Here is a 12,380-nt window from a genome sequence, read left to right as displayed (position 1 = left end):
TGCCGGTATCGCGCTCAGTGCGGCGACGTGCTCGGCCGCGCGACGAAGTAGCGCGCCAGCGTCGCGGAGATCGGCTTCTTGAAGTCGAGCAGGCGCCTTTCCAGATAGCGCCACGACAGATGGGCAAGCAGCACGGCGAGCGCGAACTGCAGCAGTTCGGGCAGCACGTCCCGGACGATTGCGGGCATCGGCACGTGCGCGAACAGCGCGGGCATCTCCCCGAAACGTGCCGGAATCAGGTTGTGGAACAGATAGAAGCCGTAGCTGATCGTGCCGAGATAGACGAGCGGTGCCCAGTCGAGCAGTGTCACCGCCGGATGGTCGGGTTCGGTGACGATCCACAGCATCAGCGCGCCGAGCGACGCGGACAGGCCGAGATCCGCGAGCCCCGTGACGACGTCCGGCAGCATCGTGAACGCGGGCAGTGCGAGGAAGAACACGACGCCGGCGGCGCCGAGCCAGCCGGGCGGAATGCGGCGGACGACGTCCTGGCCGCGATCGGCGAGCGCCATCGCACCGACGCCACCCAGCGCGATCAGCGCGAAATTCCACGGGGAAAACGCGTAGATCAGCACCGGCGATGCGTCGACCGCGTAGAGCGCGAGATGCGCGAACGCGCACAGCACGACGGCCACGACGCCGAGCACGACGTGGCGCGCGGCCGGCACCGCGAGCAGCGTGAGCGGTGCAATCAGATAGAACTGCTGCTCAACCGCGAGGCTCCAGAAGTGCGACGTGGAGCCCGGCCAGCCGTCCTTGACGACGCCGATCCAGTAATTCGACAGGAACGTGGCGTGCCACGCGAGCCCGAGATCGACGCCGCGCTGGTAGAACAGCGCTTGCGCGATCGCGAGCGCGGCGAGCAGCAGGTAGTAGACCGGAAAGATCCGCAGTGCGCGCTTCGCGAGAAACAGCGCCAGCGCGTGGCGGCGCGTCATCGCGCCGCACTCGATCGCCTGACGATTGCGATGCAGTTCGCCGACGATCAGGAATCCGCTGATGAAGAAGAACGTCCACACACCGAGCTTGCCCACGTCGACAGCGAGGACGTGGCCCTTGTGGGACAGGAAAACGAGGATGACGGCGATGGCTCGCAGGCCGTCGAGTCCTTTGACGTATCTGACTTCGCGCATGAAGGCATCCGGGGCACTGAGCGAAGTCAGTATAGGTGCGCAAATATCGAACGTAATTCGCGATCGGACGCGTTTGGACGTATACGTGAAGGCGTTTTTCGATGCCAGGGTCTGTTTGCGCGTGCGCGTTCGATGCGTAAACAGACCCTGGCGCGCCGTCGAAGTCGGTCGCGCGCAACAAAACCTGCGGGAAACCCCGCGAAAACGCATAAAAGTACTCCACGAAGCGTCAAGGCGCTTGTAGAATCCGGCGTTGAAGCGCGCGCGTTGCACGCTTCGTGTATCCAACGACCACACCTGGTAGGAGAAACATGGCGACTTCCGCAAAAAAGGTGGCCAAGAAGGCTGCCGCACCGGCCACCAAGAAAGTGGCTGCCAAAAAGGCTGCGCCCGCGAAGAAAGTAGTGGCCAAGAAGGCTGTCGCGAAGGCAGCACCGGCTGCTCCGACGCCGCTGAAGGACAAGTTCACGAAGGCATCGCTCGCAACGCACATCGCTGAGCGCGCAGCTGTCGAAGTGAAGGCGGTCAAGGCAGTGCTCGTCGCACTCGAGAACGTCGTGCTGGGCTCGGTTCACAAGAAGGGCGCAGGCGAGTTCACGCTGCCGGGTCTGCTGAAGATCACGGCGCAAGTCGTGCCGGCGAAGAAGAAGCGCTTCGGCAAGGATCCGTTCACGGGCGAAGAGCGCTGGTTCCCGGCAAAGCCGGCCAGCGTGCGCGTGAAGGCACGTGCGCTGAAGAAGCTGAAGGACGCGGCTGCGTAATGCCGCGTAACGGTCGCCGAATGCGGCGGCCGTTGCGATGTCCGACAGTCCCCGTACGCGAAAGCGTGCGGGGATTTTTATTGCGCCGCGCAAATCGCGCGGCCGCGTCGGCATCGCATGGCGCGGATACGGCATGACGTGATGCGCATCCGGCGTAGCGGGCCGCTTGCAGGGATGGCCGGATCGTCGTGTTCGTGCCGGCGCGCGGCTGGGTATCGCCACGCGTTGCGCGTGTGTCGCGCGGGTTTCGCGCCATGAACGCGACGATCGTTTTCGTCGAGATCGCCGACCAGGTGACGGTCGCGTGCGCCGCGATCGAACGGCATCTCGGCGCGACGCGGCAGGCGATGCATCTGTTCGGTTCGGCGCTCGACGGCGGCCTGAAACCGCGCAGCGACATCGACCTGCTGATGACGGTTGCCGCATCGCCGGGCGAAGCGGTGCGGCGCGCGCTCTGATGCTCGACTTGCTCGACGTGTCTGCGCCGCCGCGGAGTGCGGCACGCGTGCGCGCGCTGGAAGTAGCGGTGGTCGTGCGCGGCGGCGGGGTGCCGTGGCGTCATCCGGCCCGGCGCGAACTGCAATTCGGCGAATGGCAGCGCCGCGATCTGCGCGCGGGTATCGTCGAGCCGGCGTGCGTCGATCACGATCTGGCGATTCTGTTGACGAAGGTGCGGCAGCACGACGTTGCGCGGCCGCAGGGTTCGGCGTGGTGCCCGCAAGCGATTTCGTCGCCGCGCTCCTCGCTACGGTTGCACAGTAGGATGCAGAGCCGGACTGGCGCGGCGACGAATGCAACGTCGTGCTCGCGCTCGCACGCATCTGGTACAGCGCCACAACCGGCGGGATCGCGCCGAAGGATGTCGCCGCGACGTGAGCGCCGCAGCGCCTGCCCGACACGTACCGGCCCGTCCTGTCGGCCGCGCGTACCGTCTATCTGTGCGGCGACGGTGACGGTGCCGACACGCTGTGGTCGGGCGAACCGGTCGCCGCATTCGTGCGTGCCGTGCGACGGATCGTCGACGCCATGTTGTCGGCATAGCCGCGCGCCAACCGCCGCTGCCCGCGATTGCTTCGCGGCGCGATGCAATCGCGTCGACGGCCGCGATCATGCGCGTATCGCACGCGCACCACAGGCGTGCCGCTGCCCGCGCGAGGGACGCCGCAGCGCCCGAGCTTCGTCAGCCCGCCATGCCCGCGTAGGCGGCCTTCAGCGTGGCGACGTCGAACTTCGTCATCTGCATCATGGCCGCGGCCACGCGCGCCGCCTTGGCCTCGTCACGGTCGGCCATCATCGGAATCAGCGCATCGGGAACGATCTGCCACGAGACGCCGAAGCGGTCACGCAGCCAGCCGCAGCCGTCGGCCGTGCCGCCGTCGTCGAGCAGCGCGCTCCAGTAGCGGTCGAGTTCGGCCTGGTCGGCGCAACTGACCATCAGCGAGATCGCGTGGTTGAACGTCTCGGTGCGCGGGTGGCTCATCGCGATGAACGGCTGGCCGAACAGCTCGAATTCGACCATCCGCGTGCCGCTGGTGCCGGCTACCGCCGTGACGCGCACGACGCGCGAGTTCGGAAAAATGCCGGCGTAGAAGGCTGCGGCGTCTTCGGCTTCCGTCGCGTACCAGAGGAACGGCGTGATCTTCTGAATCGTCATGGAGCGTCTCCTGTCGGATGTCGATGAGGGACGGCGCAATCTGCGTGCCGCCATCGATACGACGGACGAAGGCCGTCGAAATCGACACGTCGAAGCATCGTGCTGCGCGTCACGGCATCGAAATCGGCAGGGCGGACGGACAAGCGTCCGTTGCGATGACGGATCCCGTTGTCACGCGTCAAGAGGGATATGGCGTGGCCCGCGCGGCGGCGTGCGCCTGACCGGCCGTATGCAGCTCTCGGACAGCAAGGGGTGTCCGGATGCGTTGGACAGGCTTCCAGCGCGCGACAGGCGGCTCAGGAACCGCTCCCGGCCGGTTGCCGTACCCAGCGTGCCGACCACGGCCATCGCCCGCCACGGCGGCGCCGGCAACGGACGAAAAAAAACCAGCCATGGCCGAAGCCAGTGACTGGTTTTGCAGTTCGGCGACATGGCGTCGGAGACGCCATGCACACCGGAAACGTACTTCTTAGAACTTGTGGCGAATGCCGACCGCGACCAGCTCGGCCGAGCTCTTGCCGGCGTAGCCGTACGATGCGATCGACGCTTGCGCGGTTTGCTGCACGCCGTCGACGAGCTGCGTGCCGCTCGCGTGCTGGTATGCACCAACCAGGTAGACGTCCGTACGCTTCGACAGCGAGTAGTCCGCGCCGATACCGACTTGGTGGTACTTCGCCGACGTGTCGCCGCTCGCCTTCGTGTACGAGTAGCCGAGGCCCAGCAGCAGCGGCGGCGTGACCTGGTACGTCACGAACGCGCGGCCCGTGTTGTACTTTTCGGTCGAGCCGAAGCCCGAGAATGCGTCCGGCTTGTACTGTGCGTTGCTGTAGCCGAGGCCGAAGGTCACCGGGCCGAGGGCGTACTGGCCTGCGACTTGCGCGATGGCGATCGACTTCGCCGTTGCGTAACCCGAGTTGATCGGGCCGTCGAAGATCGCGTCGGACGTCGTCGAACCCCAGCCTGCGCGGCCGACAGCCGTCGTCGGCGACGGGTTGGCTGCGTAGAAGTAGCCTGCTGCAACGCCGACCGGGCCGTTGTTGTATGCAGCTGCGACCGACCACGTCTGGCCCGAACCCGTCTTGCCTGCAACGCCGCCGAGGGCGTACATGCCTTCGACCTGGAAGCCTGCCCAGACCGGCGACGTGTACTTGATTGCGTTGCTGACGCGCAGCGAGTTGTCGTTGTTGTCGACGTCGCCCGGCGTTGCCATCACGCTGCCGAAGTAGTTGTCAGCCGTGACTGCCTGGACCAGGTCGACCAGCGGGTCGTACTGGCGGCCGAGCGTCAGCGTGCCGTACTGGCTGCTTTCGAGGCCGACGTATGCCTGACGACCGAACATGCGACCGCCCTGGTTCAGGTGGCCGGTGCCCGGATCAAAACCGTTTTCCAACTGGAAGATCGCCTTCAGGCCACCGCCGAGGTCTTCAGCGCCTTTCAGGCCCCAACGGCTGCCTTGCAGGTTGCCCGACAGCATTTGCCACGAGTTGTTGGCTTCGCCGTTGTTGCCGTGAACCCATGCGATCGACGTATCGATCACGCCGTACAGCGTGACGCTCGATTGAGCGTGAGCAGCGCCGGCGGCGCCCAGCAGGGCGAGCGAGAGGGTCGAGAGTGCGAGTTTCTTCATCGTTGAGTATCTCCACGCAAATGAATCGTCATTCGTTATTTGTTGCGGATTGGAGAATAGCTCAGTGCCAACCATGCAAGAAAGCTTAAAAAATAAAGTGTCTCGAAAAGGTAACAGCGGGAAAAAGTCCATATATATCAAGCACATCAAGGACTGTTCCTCTTTTTGAAATAGTTGACAATTGCTGCGCTGCGATTGTTGCAGCGGTTGATGCGCCCAGCAGGGAAGGGGCAAGTTTCGCGGGGTCGCGCACGGAAATCGGGGTGTGCAAACGTTTGCCTTTGCAGCGCGCATCGCTTGCCGATGTAATGAACGCATCAAAGTTGCAGGATTGCCCAGCGGGCAGGGTGGTTGCGCAACGGGCGGCGGTCGCGTAGGGCGGCGATACGATGCGCGCGGTGCGCGGGAAGCAATGCGTGGGGAATCAGTCGCCGCCTGCGCGATCCGGCTGCGCGGACACGGCCGCAACGTTGTCGGTGCGGCGATGCGCATCGCCGCGCGCGGCCGCGAATTCCGCGCCGAGCAGTAGCACGGCCGCCGAGAAGTACAGCCACATCAGCAGGACCGCGAACGATCCGGCCGCGCCGAACGCGCTGGCCGTGCCCGCATGCGCGAGATACAGCGCGAACAGCTTCTTGCCGCCCGAGAACAGGATCGCGGAGACGATCCCGCCGGTCATCGCGTCGCGCCATGCGACGCGCGCATCGGGCAGGAACTTCATCAGCGCGGCGAACGCGCCCGCGAGCACCGCGATGCCGACGAAGAACTGCAGCAGGTTGGTGATCGCGACGTACGGCGAATCGCCGAGCAGCCAGGTACCGATGAACGTGATCGCGGTGTCGAGCACCAGCGACACGATCAGCAGGAACGCGACGCCGAGCACGAGCCCGAACGAAACCAGCCGCACGCGCACGAGCCCGAGCATGCTCGACCAGCGGCTTTCCGTGCTCGGCCAGATCACGCTCAGCGCGGTGTTCAGCGACGCGAACGTCGCCGACGCGCCGATCGCGAGCGCGGCGAACGAGATCAGCGTCGCGATCCCGCCGCGCTGGCCCGCGCGATGGGCGTTCTGCACGATCGTCTGGATGCTGGCCGCCGCGTCGTCGCCGATCAACTGATGCGCCTGCTCGAATACCTGGCCGCGTGCGGCGTCGTCGCCGTAGAACCAGCCGGCCACGGCGATCACCATCACGAGCGTCGGCGCGAGCGAAAACGCGGAGAAGAACGCGATGCTAGCGGCCATCGCCGAGCAGCGGTCGGACGAGAAGCGCTTGAACGCGTTGAGTGCCCAGTTGGCCTGTCGTTGTGCGAGGCGGGTAGCTTCGGAAGTGATCTGTCGTTTCATGACGGTTCGGTTGCGCGCTGATCGCCGGACATCGGTGGATCAGACAAATCGGTATTGATCCGAGGATTGCATCATAGTTGCGCTCAATGTCTATAATTCCTTTCAGTTTCACCCCACCCCACAAAAACGCCGAGACCATCATGCTACAAATGTCCAGGCGCCAGTTCCTGAAGGTGACGGCCACGTCGCTTGCCGGATCGAGTCTTGCCCTGATGGGCTTTTCTCCGACGGAAGCGCTCGCCGAGGTCCGACAGTACAAGCTGGCGCGCACAGTCGAAACGCGCAACACCTGCCCTTACTGCTCGGTGGGTTGCGGCATCCTGATGTACAGCCTCGGTGACGGCGCGAAGAACGCACAGCCGAGCATCATCCATATCGAAGGCGATCCCGACCATCCCGTCAATCGCGGCACGCTGTGCCCGAAGGGCGCGAGCCTGATCGACTTCATCCACAGCCCGAACCGTCTGACGCATCCCGAATACCGGGCGCCCGGCTCGGACAAGTGGGAACCGATTTCGTGGAACGACGCGCTCGACCGGATCGCGAAGCTGATGAAGGCCGACCGCGACGCGAACTTCGTCGAGACGACCGAAGACGGCGCGAAGGTCAACCGCTGGCTGACCACCGGCATGCTGGCCGCGTCGGCGGGCAGCAACGAAGTGGGCTACCTGACGCACAAGACCATCCGCAGTCTGGGGATGCTCGCATTCGACAATCAGGCGCGTGTCTGACATGGCCCGACGGTGGCAGGTCTTGCCCCGACGTTTGGCCGTGGAGCGATGACGAACCATTGGGTCGACATCAAGAACGCGGACGTGATTCTCGTGATGGGCGGCAATGCAGCCGAGGCCCATCCGTGCGGTTTCAAGTGGGTAACGGAGGCGAAGGCGCACCGCAAGGCGCGGCTGATCGTCGTCGACCCGCGCTTCACGCGTACGGCCTCGGTGGCCGACTACTACGCGCCGATCCGCACCGGCACCGACATCGTCTTCCTGGGCGGTGTGATCAACTATCTGCTGACGAACGACAAGATCCAGCATGAGTACGTGAAGAACTACACGGACTTCTCGTTCATCGTGCGCGAGGATTTCGCGTTCAACGACGGCATCTATTCCGGCTACGACGCGGAGAAACACGCGTATCCGGACAAATCGAGCTGGGACTACGAACGCGGCGACGACGGCTTCGTGAAGGTCGACCCGACGCTGCAGCATCCGCGCTGCGTGTACAACCTGCTCAAGCAGCACTACGCGCGCTATACGCCGGACATGGTCCAGCAGACGTGCGGCACGCCGAAGGAGAAATTCCTGAAGGTGTGCGAAATGCTCGCGACGACGGCCGTTCCCGGCCGCGCCGGCACGGTGCTGTACGCGCTCGGCTGGACCCACCATTCGATCGGCGCGCAGATCATCCGCACCGGCGCGATGGTGCAGTTGCTGCTCGGCAACATCGGCATCGCCGGCGGCGGCATGAACGCACTGCGCGGCCACTCGAACATCCAGGGCTTGACCGACCTCGGGCTGATGTCGAACCTGCTGCCGGGCTACATGACGCTGCCGATGCAGGCCGAGCAGGATTTCGACGGCTACATCAAGAAGCGCGTGCAACTGCCGCTGCGGCCGAACCAGCTCAGCTACTGGAAGAACTACAAGGCTTTCCACGTCAGCTTCATGAAGTCGTGGTGGGGCGATGCGGCGACAGCCGAGAACAACTGGGCCTACGACTACCTGCCGAAGCTGGACAAGCAGTACGACCTGCTGCAGGCGATCGAGCTGATGAATGCCGGCAAGATGAACGGCTACATCTGCCAGGGCTTCAACCCGCTCGCGGCGGCGCCGTCGAAGGTGAAGACGGCAGCAGGCCTCGCGAAGCTGAAATGGCTCGTGATCATGGATCCGCTCGCGACCGAGACCTCCGAGTTCTGGAAGCATCACGGCGACTACAACGACGTCGATGCGTCGAAGATCCAGACCGAGGTGTTCCGTCTGCCGACCACGTGCTTCGCGGAGGAAAACGGCTCGCTCGTCAGTTCGAGCCGCGTGCTGCAATGGCACTGGAAGGGCGCGGAGCCGCCGGGCGAGGCGAAGAGCGACCTCGAGATCATGGCGGGGCTGTTCCTGCGCATGCGCAAGATGTACCAGACGGACGGCGGCAAGTATCCGGACCCGATCGTGAACCTGACCTGGCCGTACGCGAACCCGGAAAGCCCGACGCCCGAAGAGCTCGCGATGGAGTTCAACGGGAAGGCGCTCGCCGATCTGCCCGATCCGAAGGATCCGACCAAGACACTCGTGAAGAAGGGCGAGCAGCTCGCCGCGTTCGCGCAGCTGAAGGACGACGGCACGACCGCGAGCGGCTGCTGGATCTTCTGCGGTGCCTGGACGCAGGCCGGCAACCAGATGGGGCGGCGCGACAACTCGGACCCGACCGGCATCGGCCAGACGCTGAACTGGGCGTGGGCGTGGCCGGCCAACCGGCGGATCCTGTACAACCGCGCGTCGTGCGACGTCGCCGGCAAGCCGTTCGACCCGACCCGCAAGCTGATCGGCTGGAACGGCAGTGCGTGGAAGGGGGCCGACGTGCCGGACTTCAAGGCGGACGAGCCGCCCGAAAACGGGATGGGGCCGTTCATCATGAACCCGGAAGGTGTCGCGCGCTTCTTCGCCCGTGCGGGGATGAACGAAGGTCCTTTCCCCGAGCACTACGAGCCGTTCGAGACGCCGCTCGCGGCGAATCCGCTGCACCCTGACAACCCGCAGGCGCTGAACAACCCGGCTGCCCGCGTGTTCCCGGACGACCGCGCGTCGTTCGGCAAGGTGTCGGAGTTCCCGCACGTCGCGACGACTTACCGGCTGACCGAGCATTTCCACTACTGGACCAAGCATGCGCGGCTGAATTCGATCATCCAGCCCGAGCAATTCGTCGAGATCGGCGAAGATCTCGCGAAGGAAGTCGGCGTCGCGCACGGCGATCGCGTGAAGGTGTCGTCCAAGCGCGGCTACATCGTCGCGGTTGCGCTCGTCACGAAGCGGATCAAGCCGCTGACGATCCAGGGCAAGAAGGTCCAGACGGTCGGCGTCCCGTTGCACTGGGGCTTCAAGGGGCTGACGAAGCCTGGCTATCTCGCCAATACCCTGACTCCGTCCGTAGGCGACGGCAACTCGTACACACCGGAATTCAAGTCGTTCCTGGTGAAGGTCGAAAAGGCGTAAGGGGAACGAGATGGCATTGCAATCGCTGGATATCAAGCGCGTCTCGGCCACCACGACGCCACCGCCCACGGTGCGCGAACCGGTGACCGGGAGCGTCGCGAAGCTGATCGACGTATCGAAGTGCATCGGCTGCAAGGCATGCCAGACGGCATGCATGGAGTGGAACGACCTGCGCGACGAGGTCGGCACCAACGTCGGCGTGTACGACAACCCGGCCGACCTGTCCGAGCACTCGTGGACGGTGATGCGGTTCTCCGAATACGAGAACCCGGCAGGCGACCTCGAGTGGCTGATCCGCAAGGACGGCTGCATGCATTGCGAGGATCCGGGCTGCCTGAAGGCGTGTCCGTCGCCGGGCGCGATCGTGCAGTACAACAACGGGATCGTCGATTTCCACGAGGAGAACTGCATCGGTTGCGGCTATTGCGTGACCGGCTGCCCGTTCAACGTCCCGCGGATCTCGAAGAAGGATCATCGCGCGTACAAGTGCACGCTCTGTTCCGACCGCGTCGCGGTCGGCCAGGAACCGGCCTGCGTGAAGACCTGCCCGACGGGCGCGATCGTGTTCGGCACCAAGGAGGACATGAAGCAGCACGCGGCCGAGCGGATCGAGGACCTGAAAGAGCGCGGCTTCGAGCATGCGGGGCTGTATGACCCGCAGGGCGTCGGCGGCACGCACGTGATGTACGTGCTGCACCACGCGGACAAGCCGTCGCTGTACCACGGGCTGCCCGACAATCCGTCGATCAGCCCGATGGTGAAGCTGTGGAAGGGCATCGCGAAGCCGCTCGCGGTCGCCGGTCTCGCGCTCACCGCGCTGGCCGGGTTCTTCCACTACACCCGGGTCGGTCCGAACGAGGTCAGCGAGGACGAGGAAGCCGCCGCCCGCGACGAGGCGCGACGCATCAAGGAGGACGGAAAATGAAGCACGACGACCCCAACCTGATCGTCCGCTACTCGGCGAACGAGCGCACGAACCACTGGATCACCGCGATCACGTTCGTGCTGCTCGCGCTGTCCGGGCTCGCGCTGTTCCATCCGTCGATGTTCTGGCTCACCGCGCTGTTCGGCGGCGGCCAGTGGACGCGGATCCTGCATCCGTTCGTCGGCCTCGTGATGTTCGTGTCGTTCGCGATCCTGGTGGTGCGCTTCTGGCACCACAACACGCTCGACGCAGACGACCGGCAGTGGCTCAAGCAGATCGGCGACGTGCTGACCAACCAGGAAGACAAGCTGCCGCCTGTCGGGCGCTATAACGCCGGGCAGAAGCTGCTATTCTTCACGTTGGTGGCGTGCCTGCTGCTGCTCCTGCTGTCGGGAGTCGTGATCTGGCGGCGCTACTTCTCGTTCTACTTCCCGATCGGGGTGATCCGCGCGGCCGCTGTCGTGCATGCCGTGGCGGCCTTCGTGCTGATCGCGAGCATCATCGTGCACATTTACGCGGCGTTGTGGGTGAAGGGCTCGATTGGCGCGATGGTGCGCGGCACCGTCACGCTGGGCTGGGCTCGCAAGCATCACCCGAAGTGGTTCCGTGAAAGCGTGAAATAACGCACCGGAGCGGGGCGGCTCGCCGATCGCGGCGGGCCGGCCCGTCAGCCGTCGGAACCGCCCGAAGCGCCGACCTGTCGGCGCTTGTTTATTTGGAAGACATTTTTGTGACACAACGCATTCTCGAACCGACCGAGATCTCGGCACTCGATCATTCTGCCATCCCGCGCTTTCGCCTGCCGGAGCGCGCCACCGCGTTCTCGGCCCGCGCCGCGCGGCTGCGCAAGCTGGCCGACCTGAACCCGATCAGCGGCTACCTGCGGCTGATGGCCACCGTCGCCGATGCGCAGCATGCGACGCTGCAGACGCTAGAGCTGCCGCTGCCGTCGAAGGACGCGATCGCACGTGCTCAGCAGCATTCGATGCCGCTCGTGCCGGCGCTTGGCGGCGAGCGCGACCCGCGCTGGCGCGCCGTGCTGTACGAACTGCTCGACCGAGTCGAAGGCGCCGGGCTGGTCAACCCGCAGCTCGCGAAGCTGCTCGACCGGCTGCGCCTGATGGCGCCCGCCGAACTCGACGCGCAGGCCGACGCGATCCTCGCGCTGCGCTTCGCCGAAGTCGACCCGGCCACCGCGCCGTTCCTGATGGCCGCGCTACAGGTCGTCTGGACGGATCTCGCCAGCCGCGTTTCGCCGGCCGACGTCCCGTACCTCGACCAGCCCGGGCTGTGCCCCGTGTGCGGCACGCATCCGGTCGCGAGCGTCGTGCGCGTCGGCGGCCAGTACCAGGGTTACCGCTTCCTGCAATGCGGGCTGTGCACGACCGAGTGGCACATGGTGCGCACGAAGTGCTCGCATTGCGACTCGACGAAGGGCATCGCGTATCACGGGATCGAGGGTGGCAGCGAAGCCATCAAGGCCGAATCGTGCGACGAGTGCAAGACCTATCGCAAGATCGGCTATCAGGACAAGGACTACGAGTTCGAGCCGCTGGCGGACGATCTCGCGAGTCTCACGCTCGACCTGCTGATGAACGAGGCCGGCTACCAGCGCAGTTCTCCGAACCCGCTGCTGTGGCCGGACGTCTCGCGGGAAGCGGATTGACGGCAGTCGCCGGGGCGGTGCGCGAGCGCTGGCGCCGGCCGACTGCGAAGCATGAGA

General features: G+C 65.2%; 9 protein-coding genes and 1 pseudogene. 6 read left to right on the top strand and 4 right to left on the bottom strand.

Annotation, left to right across the window (positions count from 1 at the left end; translation table 11 throughout):
• Nucleotides 1–14 precede the first annotated feature (14 nt).
• On the bottom strand, nucleotides 15–1,133 hold the full coding sequence (locus WS75_RS03995) for an acyltransferase family protein (protein ID WP_059679253.1): 1,119 nt from the start codon (nucleotides 1,131–1,133) through the stop codon (nucleotides 15–17).
• Between the two features lie 311 nt (nucleotides 1,134–1,444).
• Here WS75_RS03995 and WS75_RS03990 point away from each other — a divergent pair, with 311 nt between their 5' ends.
• Entirely contained in the window at nucleotides 1,445–1,894 is a 450-nt protein-coding gene (locus WS75_RS03990) for an HU family DNA-binding protein (protein WP_011548077.1), read from the top strand.
• 254 nt (nucleotides 1,895–2,148) lie between these two features.
• Nucleotides 2,149–2,935: pseudogene (locus tag WS75_RS03985) on the top strand (aminoglycoside adenylyltransferase family protein).
• Between the two features lie 139 nt (nucleotides 2,936–3,074).
• Here the strand turns inward: WS75_RS03985 and WS75_RS03980 are convergent.
• The 3 genes from WS75_RS03980 to WS75_RS03965 form a co-directional block, all read right to left on the bottom strand.
• Complete coding sequence (locus tag WS75_RS03980; RefSeq protein ID WP_059679252.1) at nucleotides 3,075–3,548, bottom strand: VOC family protein; 474 nt, start codon at nucleotides 3,546–3,548, stop codon at nucleotides 3,075–3,077.
• A 469-nt stretch (nucleotides 3,549–4,017) separates the two neighbouring features.
• Complete coding sequence (locus WS75_RS03970; RefSeq protein ID WP_059679250.1) at nucleotides 4,018–5,175, bottom strand: porin; 1,158 nt, start codon at nucleotides 5,173–5,175, stop codon at nucleotides 4,018–4,020.
• A gap of 424 nt (nucleotides 5,176–5,599) precedes the next feature.
• Nucleotides 5,600–6,520 carry a YihY/virulence factor BrkB family protein gene (locus WS75_RS03965; protein ID WP_059679249.1) on the bottom strand — a complete coding sequence of 307 codons (921 nt, stop codon included), beginning with the start codon at nucleotides 6,518–6,520 and terminating at the stop codon, nucleotides 5,600–5,602.
• A 140-nt stretch (nucleotides 6,521–6,660) separates the two neighbouring features.
• Here WS75_RS03965 and fdnG point away from each other — a divergent pair, with 140 nt between their 5' ends.
• The 4 genes from fdnG to fdhE all read left to right on the top strand — a co-directional run bounded on the left by fdnG (nucleotide 6,661) and on the right by fdhE (nucleotide 12,323).
• Complete coding sequence (gene fdnG / locus WS75_RS03955; RefSeq protein WP_082729490.1) at nucleotides 6,661–9,732, top strand: formate dehydrogenase-N subunit alpha; 3,072 nt, start codon at nucleotides 6,661–6,663, stop codon at nucleotides 9,730–9,732.
• Nucleotides 9,733–9,742: 10 nt separating this feature from the next.
• Nucleotides 9,743–10,657, top strand: a complete 915-nt coding sequence (fdxH, locus tag WS75_RS03950) for a formate dehydrogenase subunit beta (RefSeq protein WP_059679246.1) — start codon at nucleotides 9,743–9,745, stop codon at nucleotides 10,655–10,657.
• On the top strand, nucleotides 10,654–11,280 hold the full coding sequence (locus tag WS75_RS03945) for a formate dehydrogenase subunit gamma (RefSeq protein WP_059679245.1): 627 nt from the start codon (nucleotides 10,654–10,656) through the stop codon (nucleotides 11,278–11,280). Before fdxH ends, WS75_RS03945 begins: the two co-directional genes overlap by 4 nt.
• 107 nt (nucleotides 11,281–11,387) lie before the next feature.
• Nucleotides 11,388–12,323, top strand: coding sequence for a formate dehydrogenase accessory protein FdhE (fdhE, locus tag WS75_RS03940; RefSeq protein ID WP_179948870.1), 936 nt, complete (start codon nucleotides 11,388–11,390; stop codon nucleotides 12,321–12,323).
• Nucleotides 12,324–12,380 lie beyond the last annotated feature (57 nt).

Origin of the sequence: Burkholderia sp. FL-7-2-10-S1-D7 (assembly GCF_001524185.1) — a bacterium.
GTDB classification, from domain to species: Bacteria; Pseudomonadota; Gammaproteobacteria; order Burkholderiales; family Burkholderiaceae; genus Burkholderia; species Burkholderia diffusa.
Note: the sequence above shows the minus strand (reverse complement) of the source record. Positions and strands in the feature narration are given on the sequence as shown.